The organism is Variovorax sp. ZS18.2.2, assembly GCF_024701975.1.
Classification (GTDB): Bacteria; Pseudomonadota; Gammaproteobacteria; order Burkholderiales; family Burkholderiaceae_C; genus Variovorax.
Window position 1 is genome coordinate 1,188,302 of sequence record NZ_JANLNM010000001.1, and the last position, 18,854, is coordinate 1,207,155.

Here is an 18,854-nt window from a genome sequence, read left to right on the forward strand (position 1 = left end):
CCCTCACGGAGAACGACGACCATGTCCGAATACACCGCAGAAATCCTGTGGCAACGAGGCGACCAGGACTTCCTGGCCAACACCTACAGCCGCAGGCACTCGCTGCGCTTCGACGGCGGCGCGGAATGGGCAGGCTCGTCGTCGCCGCACGTGGTGCCGCTGCCGTTTTCCGATGCATCGGCGGTCGACCCGGAGGAGGCCTTCGTGGCGTCGCTCTCGAGCTGCCACATGCTGTGGTTCCTGACGATGGCAGTGAAGCGCAAGTTCTGCGTCGACCGTTACTTCGATGCAGCGAGCGGCGTGATGGAGAAGAACGCCGAGGGCAAGATGGCCATGACCGTGGTCACGCTCCGGCCCGAGGTCACGTTCTCGGGCGAGAACCTGCCCACGCGCGAGCAGATCGAGCACATGCACCACCGCGCGCACGAGGAGTGCTTCATCGCTAATTCGGTGAAGACGGACGTGCGTTGCGAGCCGGTCTATCGGGCTGACTAGCGACAGCACAGCGTGCCTGCCTTTGTTCAGGGCGTGTGCGCAGGCCACCGGGTACTCCCCTCCGCGAATGTCCCCCGGGGCTTCGCCCCTCCTCCTTGATTTCGCTGCGGGGAGCACCCGATGCCCTGCGCACATCAACCGCTCTGCTGGTGCGGGCCGATCAACCAGTGCTCTGAAAGATCACGCTGGCGGTGGGCCCTGTTTCGCGAAATCAAGGAGGAGGCGAAGCCGGGGGACATTCGCGAAACAGGGCCCACCGTCGGCGTGATCGCCGCCCCTGCCCCGAATGCTCAGGACTTCGGGCAATACGCCCCAGCCTCCGCCCACGCACGAATCAACGCCCCGAACTGCACTTGCGTCCCCGGCGCCGGCGTGCGGTTCGCACCCGGCTTCCAGGCCCATCCGACCAGTGTGTCTTCGGACATGTGCTTCACCAGCGCGGCGAGGTCCATGTTGTCGTTGCGCGACTTGTCCTTGATCTGTTCGCAAATCTGCGCGAGCGACTTGCCCTGCCATGCCATCGAGGCCGGTGCCAGGTGCCACTTCGGATGGCCCGGCACGCCCGAGCTTTCGAAGTTGGCGGCCTGGTGGCAAGTGGCGCAGCGCATGCCCGGCGCGCCGAAGCCGTCGGCGCCGCGTATCACCCAGGGCTGGTGCGGGTTCATCGCATTGGTCTGCGTGGGGCGTTCGCCGCCGGGGTGGCAGTTCTGGCAGCGCGGGCTGTTGATGACCTTGCCGGCCTCGATGAAGAGAGCGGCCGCGCGGTCCTGCTTGTTCTCGATGCGGTCGAACTCCGATGCGGGCTTGAGTGTGGTGGGGTTGGTCGGCGGAGCGAGCTGTGCCAGGGCATTGCCCGTGAAAACCAGCGAGAGCAGGGCGGCGCCGAGCAGCGCCGGCATCGAAAGGGAGAGGCGCTTCATCATGCGTCCCCCCTGACCATCGGCAACTGCGAAGGCCTTGGTTTCCCGAGCCGCGCGAGCGCGTTCGCCACCGCGGGTCCGATGGGCGGCACGCCGGGTTCGCCGACGCCTGTGGGCTTCTCCTTCGAATCGATGATCTTCACCTCGATCTCGGGCATCTCCTGGATGCGCAGCGACCGGTAGGTGTTGAAGTTGCGCTGCACCGGCCGCCCTTCGTCCAGGCTCACCTGCGCATAGAGGATGTGGCCGAGCCCGAAACCGATGCCGCCTTCCATCTGCGCGCGCACGATGTCGGGGTTGACGACAGTGCCGCAGTCCACCGCACACCACACCTTGTGCACGCGCGGCTCGCCGTTCTCGTTCATCGACACCTCGGCGATTTCCGCGACGTAGGTGCCGAAGGATTCGGCCACTGCCACGCCGCGCGCACGCCCGCGTTCGGGCTGGGTGCCCGACGACCACTTGGCCATTTCCGCTACGGCCTTCAGCACGCCCGCGTGGCGCGCCGACTTGCCCATGAGCGAGAGCCGCCCGTCGACCGGGTCGAGCCCGGCGGTTTCGAGCAACTGGTCGATGAAGCACTCGGTCGCGTAGGCCGTGTGCGTGCTGCCCACCGAGCGCCACGAGGTCACCGGCACGCTGCCCTTGGCGATGTGCGCATCGCAGCGGAAGTTGGGAATGTCGTAGGGAATGATCTTCGCGCCCTCGACCATGGTGCCGTCGATGCCGTCCTTCATGAGCCCCTCGAAGGCGGTGCCGATGATGAACGACTGGCCCACGATGGTGTTGCTCCACGAGGCCACCTTGCCGTCGCGCAGCACGCCGCGCAGGCGGTGCACGAAGGCGGGGCGGTAGAAGCCGCCGGTGATGTCGTCCTCGCGCGTCCAGACGATCTTCACCGGCTTGTTGGGGCCGAGCGCCTTGGCCGCTTCGGCCAGGTCCAGGATCATGTCGTGGCCCAGGTCGATGCGCCGCCCGAAGCTGCCGCCCGCGAGCATGGTCTGGATTTCGACGTCTTCGGGCTTGATGCCGAAGACCTTGGCGATCTGCATCTGGTCGAGCGTCTGGATCTGGCTGCCGTAGCGCGCCTTCACGCGCTGGCCGTCCCACACGAGAAAGCCGTTGAGCGGCTCCATCGGGCCGTGGGCGAGGTAGGGAAAGACGTACTCGGTCTCCACCACGCGCTCGCCGGCCACCTTGGCCGCGACGTCGCCCTGGCTCGCGGCCACGGTGCCGGGGGAGCGCGCGAGCTGGCGGTAGTCCTCCACGATCTGCGCGCTGCTGCGCTTCTCGGCGGCCGCGTCGTCCCACACGACCTTCAGCTTCTCGCGGCCCTTGATGGCCGACCAGGTGTCCTTCGCGTAGACGGCGATGCCGGCGGAGATCTGCTTCACCTCGACCACGCCGTTGACCGCGCGCGTGGCGGTCGCATCGAATGACGTGACCTTGCCGCCGAAGCGCGGCGCCCGCGCGACCAGAACGGTGAGCATGCCGGGCTCGTGGATGTCCATCCCGAACTGCGCGGTGCCGTTGGTCTTGCCGGGCACGTCGAGCTTCTTCACCACGCCTTCGCGGCCGATGAGGCGGAAGGACGACGGATCTTTCAACGGCGCGTCCGGCGGCACGGGCAGCTTCGACGCGGCGACTGCGAACTGGCCGAAGCGGCCTTGCCGGCGCGAGGCGACATGGCGCAGCACGCCGCGTTCCACCGCGATGTCGGAGGCGGGCACCTTCCACGCGTTGGCGGCCGCCTGTACCAGCATCGCGCGCGCGACCGCGCCGGCCTTGCGCATCTGCTCGTACGAATTGGCCACCGCGCTCGAACCACCCGTGCCCTGCAGTGGGCCGAAGCTGAGGTTGTTGTAGAGCTTGGCGTCGGCGGGGGCGTGCTCGGCGCGCATCTGGGACCAGTCGGCGTCCATCTCCTCGGCCACCAACGTGGTGAGGCCGGTCATCGGCCCCTGGCCGAATTCGATGTGCTTCACGAGCACGGTGACGGTGTTGTCGGTGGACACGCGCACGAAGGCGTTCGGCGCGAGTGCGACCTTGCCTTTGGCAGCGGTGGCTTGCGCGGCGCGGGTGGCGGGCGTCAGGTAGACACCGATCAGCAGGCCGGTGGTGGCCTGCAGCAGCGTGCGGCGGGAGAGGGTGCCTGTCGTTGTGGTCATCGCATCACCCTTGCAGCGCGCGCGCCGCGTCATGGATGGCCGCGCGGATGCGCACATAGGTCGCACATCGGCAGAGGTTGCCGTTCATCGCGAGATCGATGTCGCGGTCGGTGGGCTTCTTCACTTCTTTGAGCAGCGCGACCGCGCTCATGATCTGGCCCGACTGACAGTAGCCGCACTGGGGCACGTCGCGCGCGATCCAGGCAGCCTGCACCGCCTTGGCCTCGCGGCTGGTCGCGCCCTCGATGGTGGTGATGGTGCGCTTGCCGACTGCGGAGACAGGCATCGAGCAGGAGCGCAGCGGCTGTCCGTCGATGTGCACGGTGCAGGCGCCGCACTGGGCTACGCCGCAGCCGAACTTGGTGCCGGTCAACTGGAGGTGGTCGCGCAGGACCCAGAGCAGCGGCGTGTCGTCGTCCACGTCGACGCGCCGCGTCTTTCCGTTCACTTGGATCTGATGAATCATGGCTCCCCTTCGTTGGGTGGCTAGATAAAGAGAAAGAACTACCTGCGCCGATGCGCGGCGGGTCTTTCGCTCCGTGGCATCGGTGGCCTGTCCGGTGTACCTGTTCCGGATCGCCGATGCAAGCGGCGGCGGGCGCGAAAACCGGATTCAGCCGGCGAAGAAAACGTCGAGCGTCGGAAAGCGGTCGCCGCCGTGGATGCAGTCCCACAGGTAGATCGCAAAGCCCGGGTCGCCGGTCCAGAGCGAATGGCGCAACTGGCCGTAGGTGGCGAAGTCGGCCTCGGTCTGCGCGATGCCGTGCATGGCGAAAGCGCGGGCGCGTTCCAGCCACATCGGATCGTTGAAACGGCGGTGCAGCTTGAGAAAGGTGTAGCCGTTGCCGCCCGTGCCATGGCACAGGTTGGAGCCCTTGCGCAGCGGGCCGGCGCGCCAGGTGGTTTCGCCGGCGCCGAGCAGCAGGTCGTCGAGCGTGTCGGTGGGGAAGTCCGCCAGGCAGATCACGAAGCCGGGCGCGCCGTGGCACATCTGCACGTACTTGGGCCGGTCGGGCGTGGGCTGGATGGTGAGGAAGGGGCGCCAGTTGACCATCGGGCCTTCGCGGTCGGCCGTCTGCCGCACGGTGTTGGCGATGCAGTCCTGCCAGCCCTGCCATTCGGCCGTGTCGAGCAGGTGACGGCCGCGGATCAGCGGCACCGCGGTGGCGACAAAGCCATGCACCGCATCGAGGTATGTCACGCGCCTGCCATAGAGATCCTGCGTCCAGTGGTGGCAGCCGAATTCTTCGGACCATTCGAGCTGCGACCAGAGCTTGCGCGCCGTGGTTCGGTAAAGCTGCTGCCAGCGCGCCTCGCCGGTGCGCTCGTGCATGAACAACGCGGCCAGCAGGGTGCCGGGCGCACCCCACATGAGTTCGCGTGTGGGATCGTCGATGTTGGCGCCGACGAGCCGGGCCAGTTCGGCGGCGACCGCCTCGGACGGCGCGAACCCGTAGCGGAGCAACTGGATCGGGGTGTCGCCCATCAGGTAGGCCGCGAATGCGGGGTTGTCCTCGCGGCCCATGGCTTTTCTGTTGAGCGCGAGCAGCGGCTCGACGAACGGGGCGTAGTCGCGCGACAGCTTCGCTGCGCCGAGTGCCTGCAGGTAGTGCAGGGCCCAGATCACGCCGCTCGCGCCGAAGTAGAGCAGGTACTGCGGCGCAGGATCTTTGTCGTCCTGGGGATGCATGGGCCACATGCCCGTCGGCGAGAACGCCGCCTCGGTCTCGCGCACGATGCGCTCGATGGCGCTGCGGGCGCGCTCTTCGTCCCATGCCGGCGCGTTCAGCGGTTCATGGCGGTCTTCGGAAAAGAGCTGCCGACCCCCTTCGCTCATCGCCGTTGCAGCCTTGGGTTCTTGGCGAACAGTTCGGCCGCCCAGTCGACGAAAGCCCGCACCTTGGCGCTCAGGTGGCGATTCGGCGGATACACCACATGGATCGGCAGCGGATCGCGGCTCCAGTCGGCCAGCACCTCGATCAGCTCGCCGCTTTCCAGGTGCGGCTCCGCCATGAAGGTGATGCACTGCGAGATGCCGAAGCCGCCGAGCACCGCCGTGATGTGGGCGTTGCTCTCGTTGACCGACACGCGGTAGTGGCCGTTCAGCTCGATGCGCTCGTCGCCCTTCTGGAACTCGTGCGGGTAGACGCGCCGTGTCGTGCCCGAGAAATAGCTCACCACGGTGTGGCGCTTGTCGATGTCGTTCGGATGCTGCGGTGCGCCATAGCGCTTGATGTACGCGGGGGAGGCCACCGTCACGAAATGCAGCGTGCCGATGCGTCGGGCCACCAGCGACTGGTCGCTGAGTTCGCCGGCGCGGATCACGCAGTCGACGTTGTCGCTGATCAGGTCGATCGCGCGGTCGCTCACCCCCAGGTCGACCTGGATATCGGGGTAGCGGTCACAGAAGCTGGCCAGCGCGGGCAGGATGATGAGCCTTGCCACGGAGGTGCCGATGTCGATGCGCAGGCGCCCCGTCGGGCTGGCCTGCGCATTGGTCATGCTGGCCTCCATGTCGTCGAAGTCGTTCAGCAGGCGGGCAGCGCGTTCGAAGTAGGCCGCACCATCGGGCGTGACCGTGACCCGGCGCGTGGTGCGGTTGAGCAGCTTGACGCGCAGGCGCGCTTCCAGCGCCTGAATCTGTTTGGTGACCGTGCCTTTGGGCAGGGCGAGCGAATCCGCCGCCCGGGTAAAAGTGCCGGCTTCCACCACGCGGACAAAGATCCGCATTGCCTGGATCTGATCCATTGAATGCCTGTTCTGGGGGCCCGGCCAATGCCGGGGGGAGCGGATTCTCACACAAGGCGTTCAACCCCCCGAGGCATACGGATTGTTAGCCGTTTGGAAACAGAGTGGGGTCAGGTTGCCTGTTTCATGTCACACAGAGCGCCTTATATTTCAACCATCGCCCATCCCCCTGAGGTCGCCCATGTCACCCGTTCCATCGTCCCGTTCTGCCGAAGCTGCCGCCGCTGCTGCTGCGGTGCAAGGCGTGGAAGCCGATCTGCTGATCGAACTGCCCGGTCGCGAACCGGTGGCCGCCCGTGTCTACGGACAGCGCGCCAAGAGCGACACGGCGCCGCTGGTGCTGCATTTCCATGGCGGCACTTTTGTGTGCGGCGGCCTGGACAACGGGCGCAACGTGGGCCGGCTGCTGGCCGGCTCGGGTGCGGTGGTGGTCTCGCTGGCCTATCCGCTGGTGCCGTTCCCGGAGCCTATCGAGGTCGGCTATGCCGCCCTCGAATGGCTCTACAAGCAACGCACCAAGCTGGGCGGCAAGGGTGCGCTGGTTTATCTGGCCGGCGAAGAAGCCGGTGGCAACCTGGCCGCGGCGGTCGCGCTGATCGCCCGTGACCGGGCGCATCCGCCGCTGGCGGGCCAGATACTGCTGTCGCCGATGCTCGATCCGTGCGCAGGCACCGCGTCGCTGCGCAAGGCCACCAACGATGCCCCCGAATGCCGCTGGGCCAGCGGCTGGGAAAAGTACCTGAGCTGCCCCTCGAACGCGACGCACCCCTATGCGGTGCCGAGCGGATCGCTGCGCCTCTCTGCCTTGGCACCCGCGCTGGTGCTGGTGGGACAGGACGACGCGATGCGCGACGAAGCCATGACCTTCGCAGGCCGTTTGCGCGCGGCCGGCATCGAGGTCACGAGCAGCGTGCTGCCCGGTGCGGCGAATTGGCCCAAGGCGCTGTACGACCCTGAAAGCGAGGGTTGTCGGGACTGCGCGGCCAATGTGCAGCAGCACTTTCGCGAGTTCTTCAGTGCGACGGCGACGCCTCCCGCGGCGCCCGAGCCCAGCTAGACCCGCAAGAGTCAGAACCACCCACTGACAGCCGCCGCCTCCCCTGAGGCGGGCGAACGGCCCCTCTTTTCCCTGAATCCGCCTCCCGGTGCCAAAAGCACCGGGGTGGCCTGTTGCATCCCAAAAGTCATCGAGAAGGACGAAACATCATGTCGAACAACGATCAACAAAAGCTCTCTTCCGCCGCCCGCAAGGGCCTGTGGCCCGCCGTGACCGGCCTGACCGCACTGCTGGCGGTGGCCGCCGCGGTGGTGGGTATGTACAGCTTCAAGGCCGAGGCCACGGCACCGGTCGCGGCGCAACAGGGCACCCCGGTGTCGGTCGCGACCGTCGCGTCGAGCGAGATCAATGCGTGGGACGAGTTCTCCGGCCGCCTCGAAGCGGTCGAGCGCGTCGACGTGCGATCCCGCGTGGCGGGCGCCGTGCAGTCGGTGCACTTTCGCGAAGGCGCGTTGGTCAAGCAGGGCGAACTGCTGATCACCATCGACCCGGCACCGTATGCCGCCGAGGTGGAGCGTGCCGAAGCGCAGGTCGCCTCGGCGCAAGCCCGCCAGGCGTTCAGCCGCAGCGAGCAGGAACGCGCCAAGCGCCTGTGGGATGAACAAGCCATCGCGCAGCGCGAGCTCGACGAGCGCGTGAACGCCGGCCGCGAAGCCGAAGCCAACCTGCGCGCCGCGCAGGCCTCGCTGCAGACCGCACGCCTGAGCCTGGGCTACACCCAGGTGCGGGCACCGGTGTCCGGCCGCATCGGCAAGCTCGAAGTGACGGTGGGCAACCTCGTCGCCGCGGGCCCCGGCGCACCGGTGCTGACCACGCTGGTGTCGGTGAGCCCGATCTACGCGAGCTTCGATGCCGACGAGCAAGTCATCACCCGCGCCCTGAAGGACCTGCCGGCCAGCGCCGGCGCACGCGGCCAGATCGACACGATCCCCGTACAGATGGGCACCGCGGGCCTCGACGGCACGCCCTTCACCGGCAAGCTGCAGCTGATCGACAACCAGGTCGACGCCCGCAGCGGCACCGTGCGTGTGCGCGCCTCGTTCGACAACAAGGACGGCGCGCTCATCCCCGGCCAGTTCGCCCGCATCCGCATGGGCCAGGCCCGCAACGACACGGCGCTGCTGGTGAGCGAACGCGCCATCGGCACCGACCAGAACAAGAAGTTCGTGATGGTCGTGGGTGAAGACAACAAGGCGGTCTATCGCGAAGTGGCGCTCGGCGCTTCCATCAACGGCCTGCGCGTCGTGAGCAAGGGCCTGAAGGTCGGCGATCGCGTCGTGGTCAACGGCCTGCAGCACATCCGCCCGGGTGCCCTGCTGGCGCCGCAGAACGTGACGATGGACGCCAAGGCCGACGCCGCCAAGCAACAACAACCGGAACGCGTGGCCGAGGCCGCGAAGTCCTGAATCGAATTCGATGAACTCGGAGGGGACGCTTTTGCGTCCGCCGGAGAACCAACATGAATCTCTCTAAATTCTTCATCGACCGGCCGATCTTTGCCGGCGTGCTGTCGCTATTGATGCTGATAGCCGGCCTGATCGCGCTGCGCGGGCTGCCGATCTCGGAGTACCCGGAAGTCGCGCCGCCTTCGGTGGTGGTGCGCGCCCAGTACCCGGGTGCGAACCCGAAGGTGATCGCCGAAACCGTTGCGACCCCGCTCGAAGAGCAGATCAACGGCGTCGAAGGCATGCTCTACATGGGCAGCCAGGCAACCACCGACGGCGTGCTCACGCTCACCGTCACCTTCCGCCTCGGCACCGATCCCGACAAGGCACAGCAGCTTGTGCAGAACCGCGTCTCGCAAGCCGAGCCGCGCCTGCCCGAGGAAGTGCGCCGTCTCGGTATCACGACCGTCAAGAGCGCGCCTGACCTGACGATGGTGGTTCACCTCGTCTCGCCGAACAACCGCTACGACATCAACTACCTGCGCAACTACGCGGTGCTGAACGTCAAGGACCCGCTCGCGCGCATCGAAGGCGTGGGCCAGGTGCAGATTTTCGGCGGCGGCGATTACTCGATGCGCGTCTGGCTCGACCCGCAGAAGGTCGCGCAGCGTGGCCTCTCGGCAAGCGACGTGGTGGCTGCGATCCGCGGCCAGAACGTGCAGGCCGCGGCCGGCGTGGTCGGCGCATCGCCGGGCCTCTCGGGCGTGGACATGCAGCTCTCGATCAATGCGCAAGGGCGCCTGCAGAGCGAAGAGGAATTCGGCGACATCATCGTCAAGAGCGGCACCGACGGCGCCGTGACCCGCCTGCGCGACATCGGCCGCCTCGAAATGGGCGCCGCCGACTACTCGCTGCGTTCGCTGCTGAACAACGACCCGGCCGTCGGCATGGGCGTGTTCCAGGCACCGGGCTCCAACGCGCTCGACATCTCGTCCAACGTTCGCAAGACGATGACCGAGCTCAACAAGAACATGCCCGAGGGCCTGGAATACCGCATCGCCTACGACCCGACGCAGTTCGTGCGTGCGTCCATCGAATCGGTGATCCACACGCTGCTCGAAGCCATCATGCTGGTGGTGCTCGTGGTCATCTTGTTCCTGCAGACGTGGCGCGCGTCGATCATTCCGCTGCTGGCCGTGCCGGTGTCGGTGATCGGTACCTTCGCGGTGCTGCACATCCTCGGTTTCTCGATCAATGCGCTGAGTCTTTTCGGGCTGGTGCTGGCGATCGGCATCGTGGTGGACGACGCCATCGTGGTGGTGGAGAACGTCGAGCGGAACATCGAGGCCGGGCTCACGCCGCGTGAGGCGACCTACAGGGCGATGCGCGAAGTGTCCGGGCCCATCATCGCGATCGCGCTGGTGCTGGTGGCCGTGTTCGTTCCGCTCGCCTTCATCAGCGGCCTGACGGGTCAGTTCTATCGCCAGTTCGCGGTGACCATCGCGATCTCGACGGTGATCTCGGCCATCAACTCGCTGACGCTGTCGCCCGCGCTCGCCGCACTGCTGCTGCGCGGCCACGACCAACCCAAGGACGCGCTGACGCGCGGCATGGACAAGGCCTTCGGCTGGCTTTTCCGCGGCTTCAACAAGCTGTTCCATCGCGGTTCGGAGGCCTACAGCGGCGGCGTGAAGAACGTCATCTCGCGCAAGGCGCTGATGCTGGCGATCTACGTCGCGCTGATCGCCGTGACCTTCGGCCTCTTCAAGGCGGTGCCCGGCGGCTTCGTGCCGGCGCAGGACAAGCAATACCTGATCGGTTTTGCCCAACTGCCCGACGGCGCCACGCTGGACCGCACGGAAGAGGTGATCACCCGCATGGGCGACATCATGAAGAAGAACCCGAACGTGGAAGACGCCATCGCCTTCCCGGGCCTGTCGATCAACGGCTTCACCAACAGCTCGAACTCGGGCATCGTGTTCGCCACGCTCAAGCCCTTCGACCAGCGCAAGCGCGCCGACCAGAGCGGTGGTGCGGTGGCCGGGCAGCTCAACGGTGCCTTCGCCAGCATCCAGGACGCGTTCATCGTGATGTTCCCGCCGCCACCGGTGGCGGGCCTGGGCACCACGGGTGGCTTCAAGCTGCAGATCGAAGACCGCGCCTCGGTCGGCTACGACCAGATGGACGTCGCCGTGAAGGCCTTCATGGCCAAGGCGTACGCCACGCCCGAACTGACCGGCATGTTCACGAGCTGGCAGGTCAACGTGCCGCAGCTCTATGCCGACATCGACCGCACCAAGGCTCGCCAGCTCGGCGTGCCGGTGACGGACATCTTCGACACGATGCAGATCTACCTGGGTAGCCTGTACGCCAACGACTTCAACAAGTTCGGCCGCACGTACTCCGTGCGCGTCCAGGCCGATGCGCCTTACCGCGCCCGTGCCGAAGACGTGGGCCTCCTGAAGGTGCGCTCGACCTCGGGTGAGATGGTGCCGCTGGCTGCGCTGATGAAGGTCAATTCGACCTTCGGCCCGGAACGCGCCATGCGCTACAACGGCTACCTTGCGGCCGACATCAACGGCGGCCCGGCGCCCGGCTACTCGTCGGGCCAGGCGCAGGACGCGATCACCAAGATCGCGGCCGAGACGCTGCCCAAGGGCGTGAGCTTCGAGTGGACCGAGCTGACCTACCAGGAAATCCTGGCCGGCAACTCCGCCTTCCTGGTGTTCCCGCTGGCCATCCTGCTGGTGTTCCTGGTGCTGGCTGCCCAGTACGAGAGCCTGACGCTGCCGATCGCGATCATCCTGATCGTGCCGATGGGCATCATGGCCGCGATGGCGGGCGTATGGATATCGGGGGGTGACAACAACGTCTTCACGCAGATCGGGCTGATCGTGCTGGTGGGGCTGAGTGCGAAGAACGCGATTCTGATCGTGGAGTTCGCACGGGAGCTGGAGTTCGCCGGACGCACGCCCATCCAGGCCGCGATCGAAGCGAGCCGCCTGCGCCTGCGCCCGATCCTGATGACCTCGCTGGCCTTCGTGATGGGTGTGCTGCCCCTCGTGCTCTCGACCGGCGCGGGCTCGGAAATGCGCAAGGCGATGGGCGTGGCGGTATTCGCCGGAATGATCGGCGTGACGGCCTTCGGCCTGTTCCTGACGCCGGTGTTCTATGTGCTGCTGCGCCGCCTGGCGGGCAACCGGCCGCTCAAGCTGCATGGCGAAGTGCCGCATGGCGAGGAGTTCGTCTCGGCGGGCCATCCGGCCGCTCCGGCCTCGCACGGTGGTTCGGGCGGTGGCGGACTGCACCCGGTGCCGGCCTCGCCGCGTCCCTCGCACGAGTCGCATGACTGATCGCATAGCCGATCAAGAAGAAAGTTCATCATGAAATTCGCATTCCAACCTTTGGTCCGCGGCGCCTTGCTGCCGCTGGTGGCGGCCCTGGCGCTGGCCGGCTGCGCCACCGTGCCCTCCGGCGTGCCGGAGATCCAGACCACGGCGCAGTTCAAGGAGCAGGGCGCCACGCCGCCCGCCGGCTTCACGAAGGCGCTGCCTTCCGAAGCGCAGGCGCGCGGCGCCTGGTGGCTGGCGTTCAACGACCCGGTGCTCAATGCGCTGGTCGAAAAGGCCGACGTCAACAACAACAACATCCAGGCCGCAGCAGCGCGGCTGGCCGAGGCCCGCGCGCTGGCGCGCAGCGCCAACGCCGACCGGCTGCCGCAGATCGGCCTCGGCGCCGGTGCCAACCGCGGCGCGGGCCTGGACAAGGCCTCAGCCAGCGTCACGCCCGGCACGATGACCAACATCGGCGCCACGTTCTCTTATGAGGTCGACCTGTTCGGCCGCCTCTCGGGCGCCAGCAACGCGGCCAAGCTCGACGCGGTCGGCCGCGAAGCCTTGCTGCAGAGCACGCGCCTCGCGGTGCAGGCCGAAGTGGCGCAGACCTACCTGCAACTGCGCGCGCTCGATGCCGAACGCGCACTGATGCGCGAGACGGTCGAGGCCTACAGCGACACGCTGCGCCTCACGCAGCGCCGCCAGGCCGCCGGCGACATCGCCGAACTCGACGTGGCGCGGGTGCAGACCGAGGTCTCGTCCACCGAATCCGACGCGCTGGCGCTCGACCGCCAACGCGCCCAGGTCGAGCATGCGCTCGCGGTGCTGGTGGGCGATTCGGCCTCCAGCTTCGGTGTGCGCAACGACGAATGGGCGACCGCGCTGCCGGCCATTCCACCCGGCGTGCCGGGCACGGTGCTCACGCGCCGCCCCGACGTGTCGGCCGCGCAGAACGCGGTGCTGGCCGCGCAGGCCCGCGTTGGCGTGGCGCAGGCCGCGTGGTTCCCGGACATCTCGCTGACCGGCGCCGCCGGCTACGCCTCGCCCGAGATCGGCGACCTCTTCAAGTGGTCGGCCCGTTCATGGGGCGTGGGCGCGCTGCTGTCGCTGCCGATCTTCGACGGCGGCCGCCGCGAGGCCGGCGTGCAGGGCGCCAACGCCCAGCTCGACGGCGCGCTCGCCAGCTACCGCACGCAGGTGCTGGTGGCGTTCCAGGAGGTCGAAGACCAGCTGGCCGCGATCCGCATCCTGCAGGAGCAGTCGGTGGTGCAGGCCAAGGCGGTGTCGTCGGCCCAGCGGGCGACGAGCCTGTCGGACACGCGCTATCGCAACGGCTACATCAGCCAGCTCGACCTGCTCGACGCGCGCCGCAGCGAACTGCGCAACCGGCGCCAGGCGCTGCAGGTGAAGTCGGCGCAGTACCAGGCCGCCGTGGGCCTGATCCGCGCGATCGGCGGCACGTGGGAAGTGCCGGCGGCAACCGCTTCGGCTACGCCGACGCAGAAGGTGGCGACGCGCTGATCTTCTGGAGCTCCGCGACGCCCAGGGCCAGGGCGTTGGAGTAGCTGGCCTGCGGCCTGGCGGCCGAGCGGAACACCCGGTAATCGAGGGTGTCGCGGGTGTCGTGAATGTCTGAATGGCCGCTGTTGTCGAGGGCTTCGAGCAGGGTCCAGTAGAACTGGCCCGGCTCGCGTTCCTCGACGGTGAGCGCCAGGTCGTTGAGGGCAGGCATGGGTCCGTGATCGCAAGGCATTGAGATGTCTTGTATACGGATAAGCGCCGACCCCGGATTCAAAACGCAACCGCATCTCCGGCTGCCTGCGTGAAAGATGCCGCATTTCAGCTGCCCGACTCGGGGCGCGCCGGCGCTCAACGACAATCCGGCCCATGAGTTCAACGGCGAAAAGCAGGCCGGCGCGCTGCGTCATGGTCCTGGGCACCACCAGCGGAGCCGGCAAGAGCTGGCTGGCCACGGCGCTGTGCCGCTGGTATGCGCGGCAGGGGCTCAAGGTGGCGCCCTTCAAGGCGCAGAACATGAGCAACAACGCCCGCGTGGTCGATGGTGGCGAGATCGGCAGCGCCCAGTATTTCCAGGCCCTGGCCGCGAATGCGGTGCCCGATGTGCGCATGAACCCGCTGCTGCTCAAGCCCGAGCGCGACACCCACAGCCAGGTCGTTTTGATGGGGCAGGTGAGCGAGGCGCTTTCTGCCTTGCCCTGGCGCGGGCGCAGCGAACGTGTTTGGCCGCAGATCGCAGAGGCGCTCGATGAGCTGCGCGCCGAAAACGATGTGGTCGTGATCGAAGGCGCCGGCTCGCCGGCCGAGATCAACCTGATGGCCAGCGACATCGTCAACCTGCGCGTCGCCCGGTACGCCGAGGCCCGCTGCCTGCTCGCGACCGACATCGACCGGGGCGGCGCCTTCGCCCACCTTTACGGCACCTGGGCGCTGCTGCCCGAGGCTGATCGTTCGCTGCTGCACGGCTTCGTGCTCAACAAGTTTCGCGGCGACGCCTCGCTGCTGTCGCCCGCGCCCGAGAAGCTGCAGGCGTTGACGGGCGTGCCCACGGTTGCCACGCTGCCGATGTGGTGGCAGCACGGCCTGCCCGAGGAAGACGGCGTATTCGACGACCGCAGCCGGGCGAGCGGCACCGTGACCCGCACCGTGGCTGTCATCGCCTATCCGCGCATCAGCAACCTCGACGAATTCCAGTCGCTCAAGAACGTGCCCGGTGTGCGCCTGCTCTGGGCGCGCACACCCGCCGACGTGGCCGGCGCCGACTGGATCGTGCTGCCCGGCTCCAAGCACACGAGCGGCGACCTGGCCTGGCTGCGCGCGCAGGGGTTGGACAGCGCCGTGGCCGCCCATGCCGCCCGGGGCGGCGTGGTGCTGGGCATCTGCGGCGGGCTGCAGATGTTGGGCGAGGCGCTGGTCGATCCGCACGGCATCGACGGCAATGCGCCCGGCCTCGGCCTGCTGCCGCTGGTGACGGTGTTCGAGCGCGAGAAGACCGTGCGCCATCGCAAAGCTGCCTTCGGCACGCTGACCGGTGATTGGGCCAGGCTGTCGGGTGTACCGATGGCCGGCTACGAGATCCATCACGGCCAGACTGCCGCCCACCCGCAGATGGCGCAGGACGGCCACGCCGTGATGCCCGAAGGGCTGGCCTGGCAGAACGCGCGCGGCAATGTGCTCGGGCTGTACCTTCACGGGCTCTTCGAGGATGCGGCGGTGCTGCATGCGCTCTTCGGTGCCGCGGCGCCGACCCTCGACAGCACCTTCGACGGCCTGGCCGATTTCATCGACACCCATTTCGACGCCGGCGTTCTTGCCGGCCTGATTGAACCCGCATGAACGACACGATCCCCTCCATCTCCGATATCACCGATGCCGCGCTGGCTGCGAGGCTGCAGAGCGCGATCGACAACAAGACCAAGCCGCTCGGCGCGCTCGGCCGGCTCGAAACGCTGGCCTTGCGGATCGGCGCGATCCTGGGCAGCGAAGCACCAACGCTCGAAGCGCCGCAGATGCTGGTCTGTGCGGGCGACCATGGCTTGGCGGCGCGCGGCGTCTCGGCGTTTCCGAGCGATGTGACCTGGCAGATGGTCGAGAACTTCCTCGCCGGCGGCGCGGCGGTCAGCGTGCTGGCACGGCAGCACGGACTTGCGCTGACGGTGGTCGATTGCGGCGTGCGGCGCGACTTTCAGGCGCGTTCGGGACTGGTGTCGCGACGGATTGCTGCCGGGACGGCGGATGCGTCGGCCGGTCCGGCCATGACCGCCGAGCAATGCGCGCAGGCCATTGCCAACGGGCGCGAGGTGGTGCGCGCGCTGCCGGGCAATGCCTTGTTGCTGGGTGAGATGGGCATCGGCAACAGCTCGTCTGCGGCGCTGCTGCTGGCCCGGCTTGCGGGGCTGGACATCGGCGCTTGCACTGGTGCGGGCACTGGCCTCGATGCCGCGGGGCTCGCGCGCAAGCGGGATGTGCTGCGCGAGGTGCTTGCACTGCATTCGGCGGCGACGGAACCGCTCGACGCGCTGGCCGCGTTCGGCGGTTTCGAGGTCGCCACGCTGGTCGGCGCCGTGCTGCAGGCGGCAGAGGAGCGCCGCGTGATCGTGGTCGATGGCTTCATCGCCAGCGCCGCGGTGCTCGTCGCACAGGCGCTGCAGCCGCATGTGACGCAGCGCTGCGTGGCCGCGCACAGCTCGGCGGAGCCCGGCCATGCGCTGCTGCTGAAGCACCTCGGCCTGGAGCCCTTGCTGAACCTGGACCTGCGCCTGGGCGAAGGCTCCGGCGGCGCGCTGGCCTGGCCGCTGCTCGAATCCGCTTGCCGCATCCTGCGCGAGATGGCGAGCTTCGAGGCGGCGGGCGTGTCGCGCAAGGAAGCCTGAGACTGATGAACGGCATTCGCCACTTCCTGCTGGCATTGCAGTTCTTCACCCGCGTGCCGGTAACGGGGTCGCTCGCGGCATGGGTCGGTTTCAGTCCGCAGATGCTGCGTGCGAGCGCGGCGCATCTGCCTGGCATCGGGTGGCTGGTGGGTGGAGTTGCCGCACTGGTTTTCGTGGCCGTGGGCATTGGTTTGCAGAGCATCGCGGGCGCGTTTGCCGCGGCGGTCTTGAGCACCGTCGCCACCGTGATGCTGACCGGCGCCTTCCATGAAGACGGCCTCGCCGACGTGGCCGATGGCCTGGGCGGCTCGGCCCACCGCGACCGGGCGCTGGAGATCATGAAGGACTCGCGCATCGGCGCCTTCGGTGCCGTGGCGCTGGTGCTCGCACTGGGCCTCAAGTTCGCGCTGCTCGCCACGCTGGCCGGACGCGGGCTGGAGACGGTGGCTGTCGCCATCGTCGGCGCGCATGTGCTGTCGCGGCTGGCACCGTTGTTCCTGATCCGCTGGCTGCCCTATGTGGGGGACAGCGGAGCGAGCAAGGCGAAGCCGCTGGCCGATGCGATCAGCGGCGGGGCGCTGGTCATCGCGGTGCTGTGGTCGGTGCCCGCCGTGGCGTTGCTGTTGTGTGCGCATGACGCTGTGCATGTCGCCGCGGCGCTGCTGGCGGTCGTCGTGGCTGCGGGCTGGATGGCGCGTCTCTTCTTGCGGCGCCTGCAGGGTTTCACCGGCGACGGGCTGGGTGCGACCCAGCAGGTCTGCGAGCTGGCGATCTATCTCGCACTGGCCTGGCAGGCATGAGAAAACTCTGGCTCCTGCGCCACGCGCCCGTGATCGCGGAGCCCGGTCTCTGCTACGGCGCGACTGACCTCGAGGCGGAAGCCGAGGCCACGCTGGCCGCCGCGCAACGCATCGCGCCTTTGCTGCCCGCCGGCATCGCGCTGCGCAGTTCGCCGCTGCGGCGCTGCGCCGTGTTGGCCGACGCCATCGCGGCACTCCGCCCCGACCTGGCCGTGCAGCACGATGCCCGTCTGGCCGAGATGAGCTTCGGCGCATGGGAAGGGCGGCCATGGTCCGCCATCGGGCGCGAGGAGTTCGAGGCCTGGACCGGCAATTTCGCCGACGGCATCGCCGGTGCGAACGGCGAGAGCGTGCGCGCCTTCATGCAGCGCGCGGCCGAAGCGCACGACGAATGGCGCTCGGGTGAGGGCGATGCGCTCTGGGTCACTCATGCCGGCGTGCTGCGCGCCGTGACGCTCCTGCAGCGCGGCATCCGCTGCCCGGAAACCGCAGCCGACTGGCCCGCCGGCGAACTGGCATTCGGCGGCTGGCTGACCTTCGAACATCCTCCGGCTGGCTGATCACTGTCCCCGCGCGAACCACAGCTCGAAGTGGTTGAAGCGCACGTTGCCGCACAGCTTCGGCGGCAGCTCGGTCATCGCGGGCGCCGGAGCCACCTGGCTCGCCGTGGCTGTTCGCACCCGGTCCAGCGCCGCGGGCGAGACCTTGTCCTTGCAGTAGCGAACGTTGTTCTGCTTGGGCGTGTTCTGCGCCGGCACCAGCTCGATGCCGGGCACGATCATCCCGGCCTGCCGCAATCCTTCCGAAGCCTTGGTGGCGGCCGGCCAGTCGGCCCGGTCGCCGACCTGCAGGTAGATGCGGATCGGCAGCGAGGTGTTGTCCAGCGCGGCCGCCACGAGGCTGGGCGCGGCAGCCGTTGGGGCCGGCTCGGCGGTGATGCTCGCCGCGGCCGGCGTGCCCCAGGCCTGCATCGCAGAGAGCCCCGCCTTGTCGAAGAAGGTGTAGATCGCCTGGCTCGCCACGCGCTCTTCCGGCGTGGCGTTGGGCCGGTTGCCGGCCTCGGCCGTGCTGCGGAACAGCGCGACGATCTGCCCCGACACCTGCTTGTCGATCCCATCGCCGGCCGAGAGGCTGTTGAGCAGCACGATCGCCATGTCCACCTGCGGGCGCTTGTCGGAGGTGAGCAGCGGGCCGAGCTTGAGCAGCATGTCCGCGTCGCGGCGGCTGCGCTCGGAAAGCTCGCGGCGGGCGATGTCTTCCTGGTCGAAGTAGCGCTGCAGCTTGGTGAAGCCCGTGGCGACGACGCCCGCCAGCACCGTCGTCAGCAACCAGAAACCGACCTTGGAGTCTCCGAAGGCCGAGAGGCGGTCCATCAGCGTGGGCGGGCCCTTCGGTTCGGTGAGGGATTTGCGCACCTCCATCCGGAAGTACTCTTCCTCTCGGATGTCCTGCTGCTGCTCGGGCGTGAGTGCCATGGCGTCTGCCTCCTCCACGGGTGGTGGTGGCGTGCAGTGTCTGCCTGTGCCGGCGGTTGCACATCCATCGTTGGTGGTAG

General features: G+C 68.1%; 16 protein-coding genes. 9 read left to right on the forward strand and 7 right to left on the reverse strand.

All coding sequences use genetic code 11. The features are described 5' to 3' along the window. Nucleotides 1–21 precede the first annotated feature (21 nt). Nucleotides 22–495: an OsmC family protein gene (locus NU688_RS05660; RefSeq protein WP_257859544.1), complete on the forward strand. Its 474-nt coding sequence runs from the start codon at nucleotides 22–24 to the stop codon at nucleotides 493–495. Between the two features lie 290 nt (nucleotides 496–785). Here NU688_RS05660 and NU688_RS05665 read toward each other — a convergent pair whose 3' ends face one another. The 5 genes from NU688_RS05665 to NU688_RS05685 form a co-directional block, all read right to left on the reverse strand. Continuing rightward, complete coding sequence (locus NU688_RS05665; RefSeq protein WP_257859545.1) at nucleotides 786–1,418, reverse strand: Isoquinoline 1-oxidoreductase subunit; 633 nt, start codon at nucleotides 1,416–1,418, stop codon at nucleotides 786–788. Continuing rightward, nucleotides 1,415–3,583 carry a xanthine dehydrogenase family protein molybdopterin-binding subunit gene (locus NU688_RS05670; RefSeq protein ID WP_257859546.1) on the reverse strand — a complete coding sequence of 723 codons (2,169 nt, stop codon included), beginning with the start codon at nucleotides 3,581–3,583 and terminating at the stop codon, nucleotides 1,415–1,417. Before NU688_RS05670 ends, NU688_RS05665 begins: the two co-directional genes overlap by 4 nt. Nucleotides 3,584–3,587: 4 nt before the next feature. Beyond that, a complete protein-coding gene (locus NU688_RS05675) occupies nucleotides 3,588–4,049 on the reverse strand; it encodes a (2Fe-2S)-binding protein (RefSeq protein ID WP_257859547.1) in 462 nt (153 codons plus the stop codon). A gap of 147 nt (nucleotides 4,050–4,196) precedes the next feature. Next, a complete protein-coding gene (locus tag NU688_RS05680) occupies nucleotides 4,197–5,420 on the reverse strand; it encodes a LanC-like protein (RefSeq protein ID WP_257859548.1) in 1,224 nt (407 codons plus the stop codon). Further along, complete coding sequence (locus tag NU688_RS05685) at nucleotides 5,417–6,331, reverse strand: LysR family transcriptional regulator (protein WP_257859549.1); 915 nt, start codon at nucleotides 6,329–6,331, stop codon at nucleotides 5,417–5,419. Before NU688_RS05685 ends, NU688_RS05680 begins: the two co-directional genes overlap by 4 nt. 181 nt (nucleotides 6,332–6,512) lie before the next feature. Here NU688_RS05685 and NU688_RS05690 point away from each other — a divergent pair, with 181 nt between their 5' ends. From NU688_RS05690 to NU688_RS05705, 4 genes are all read left to right on the forward strand, one after another. Continuing rightward, nucleotides 6,513–7,388 carry an alpha/beta hydrolase gene (locus tag NU688_RS05690; protein ID WP_257859550.1) on the forward strand — a complete coding sequence of 292 codons (876 nt, stop codon included), beginning with the start codon at nucleotides 6,513–6,515 and terminating at the stop codon, nucleotides 7,386–7,388. Between the two features lie 149 nt (nucleotides 7,389–7,537). Further along, nucleotides 7,538–8,794: an efflux RND transporter periplasmic adaptor subunit gene (locus tag NU688_RS05695; RefSeq protein ID WP_257859551.1), complete on the forward strand. Its 1,257-nt coding sequence runs from the start codon at nucleotides 7,538–7,540 to the stop codon at nucleotides 8,792–8,794. A gap of 53 nt (nucleotides 8,795–8,847) precedes the next feature. Next, nucleotides 8,848–12,126 (forward strand): efflux RND transporter permease subunit, encoded by a 3,279-nt coding sequence (locus NU688_RS05700; protein WP_257859552.1) that lies wholly within the window; start codon nucleotides 8,848–8,850, stop codon nucleotides 12,124–12,126. Nucleotides 12,127–12,156: 30 nt separating this feature from the next. Next, the gene (locus NU688_RS05705) at nucleotides 12,157–13,629 is read left to right on the forward strand and encodes an efflux transporter outer membrane subunit (RefSeq protein ID WP_257859553.1); all 1,473 of its coding nucleotides are present in this window, start codon (nucleotides 12,157–12,159) and stop codon (nucleotides 13,627–13,629) included. Here NU688_RS05705 and NU688_RS05710 read toward each other — a convergent pair. Further along, on the reverse strand, nucleotides 13,598–13,861 hold the full coding sequence (locus NU688_RS05710) for a hypothetical protein (RefSeq protein WP_257859554.1): 264 nt from the start codon (nucleotides 13,859–13,861) through the stop codon (nucleotides 13,598–13,600). The two genes, NU688_RS05705 and NU688_RS05710, sit on opposite strands and share 32 nt — an antisense overlap. A gap of 134 nt (nucleotides 13,862–13,995) precedes the next feature. Here NU688_RS05710 and NU688_RS05715 point away from each other — a divergent pair, with 134 nt between their 5' ends. Genes NU688_RS05715 through NU688_RS05730 form a run of 4 tightly spaced genes read left to right on the forward strand, consistent with a single transcriptional unit; the run spans nucleotide 13,996 to nucleotide 17,859 of the window. After that, the gene (locus NU688_RS05715) at nucleotides 13,996–15,462 is read left to right on the forward strand and encodes a cobyric acid synthase (protein ID WP_257859555.1); all 1,467 of its coding nucleotides are present in this window, start codon (nucleotides 13,996–13,998) and stop codon (nucleotides 15,460–15,462) included. Next, nucleotides 15,459–16,499 carry a nicotinate-nucleotide--dimethylbenzimidazole phosphoribosyltransferase gene (cobT, locus tag NU688_RS05720; RefSeq protein ID WP_257859556.1) on the forward strand — a complete coding sequence of 347 codons (1,041 nt, stop codon included), beginning with the start codon at nucleotides 15,459–15,461 and terminating at the stop codon, nucleotides 16,497–16,499. The genes NU688_RS05715 and cobT overlap by 4 nt, the downstream gene beginning before the upstream one ends. A 5-nt stretch (nucleotides 16,500–16,504) precedes the next feature. Further along, complete coding sequence (locus tag NU688_RS05725; RefSeq protein ID WP_257859557.1) at nucleotides 16,505–17,299, forward strand: adenosylcobinamide-GDP ribazoletransferase; 795 nt, start codon at nucleotides 16,505–16,507, stop codon at nucleotides 17,297–17,299. Then, on the forward strand, nucleotides 17,296–17,859 hold the full coding sequence (locus NU688_RS05730; protein WP_257859558.1) for a histidine phosphatase family protein: 564 nt from the start codon (nucleotides 17,296–17,298) through the stop codon (nucleotides 17,857–17,859). Before NU688_RS05725 ends, NU688_RS05730 begins: the two co-directional genes overlap by 4 nt. On the opposite strand, the gene NU688_RS05735 is transcribed toward NU688_RS05730, so the two are convergent. Further along, on the reverse strand, nucleotides 17,860–18,774 hold the full coding sequence (locus NU688_RS05735; protein ID WP_257859559.1) for a hypothetical protein: 915 nt from the start codon (nucleotides 18,772–18,774) through the stop codon (nucleotides 17,860–17,862). Between the last annotated feature and the right edge of the window lie 80 nt (nucleotides 18,775–18,854).

What these genes read in the sequence shown, in the direction of transcription:
- NU688_RS05660 (WP_257859544.1), top strand. Translation starts at nt 22, where the DNA reads ATGTCCGAATACACCGCAGAAATCCTGTGGCAACGAGGCGACCAGGAC.
- NU688_RS05665 (WP_257859545.1), bottom strand. Translation starts at nt 1,418, where the DNA reads ATGATGAAGCGCCTCTCCCTTTCGATGCCGGCGCTGCTCGGCGCCGCC.
- NU688_RS05670 (WP_257859546.1), bottom strand. Translation starts at nt 3,583, where the DNA reads ATGACCACAACGACAGGCACCCTCTCCCGCCGCACGCTGCTGCAGGCC.
- NU688_RS05675 (WP_257859547.1), bottom strand. Translation starts at nt 4,049, where the DNA reads ATGATTCATCAGATCCAAGTGAACGGAAAGACGCGGCGCGTCGACGTG.
- NU688_RS05680 (WP_257859548.1), bottom strand. Translation starts at nt 5,420, where the DNA reads ATGAGCGAAGGGGGTCGGCAGCTCTTTTCCGAAGACCGCCATGAACCG.
- NU688_RS05685 (WP_257859549.1), bottom strand. Translation starts at nt 6,331, where the DNA reads ATGGATCAGATCCAGGCAATGCGGATCTTTGTCCGCGTGGTGGAAGCC.
- NU688_RS05690 (WP_257859550.1), top strand. Translation starts at nt 6,513, where the DNA reads ATGTCACCCGTTCCATCGTCCCGTTCTGCCGAAGCTGCCGCCGCTGCT.
- NU688_RS05695 (WP_257859551.1), top strand. Translation starts at nt 7,538, where the DNA reads ATGTCGAACAACGATCAACAAAAGCTCTCTTCCGCCGCCCGCAAGGGC.
- NU688_RS05700 (WP_257859552.1), top strand. Translation starts at nt 8,848, where the DNA reads ATGAATCTCTCTAAATTCTTCATCGACCGGCCGATCTTTGCCGGCGTG.
- NU688_RS05705 (WP_257859553.1), top strand. Translation starts at nt 12,157, where the DNA reads ATGAAATTCGCATTCCAACCTTTGGTCCGCGGCGCCTTGCTGCCGCTG.
- NU688_RS05710 (WP_257859554.1), bottom strand. Translation starts at nt 13,861, where the DNA reads ATGCCTTGCGATCACGGACCCATGCCTGCCCTCAACGACCTGGCGCTC.
- NU688_RS05715 (WP_257859555.1), top strand. Translation starts at nt 13,996, where the DNA reads ATGAGTTCAACGGCGAAAAGCAGGCCGGCGCGCTGCGTCATGGTCCTG.
- cobT (WP_257859556.1), top strand. Translation starts at nt 15,459, where the DNA reads ATGAACGACACGATCCCCTCCATCTCCGATATCACCGATGCCGCGCTG.
- NU688_RS05725 (WP_257859557.1), top strand. Translation starts at nt 16,505, where the DNA reads ATGAACGGCATTCGCCACTTCCTGCTGGCATTGCAGTTCTTCACCCGC.
- NU688_RS05730 (WP_257859558.1), top strand. Translation starts at nt 17,296, where the DNA reads ATGAGAAAACTCTGGCTCCTGCGCCACGCGCCCGTGATCGCGGAGCCC.
- NU688_RS05735 (WP_257859559.1), bottom strand. Translation starts at nt 18,774, where the DNA reads ATGGCACTCACGCCCGAGCAGCAGCAGGACATCCGAGAGGAAGAGTAC.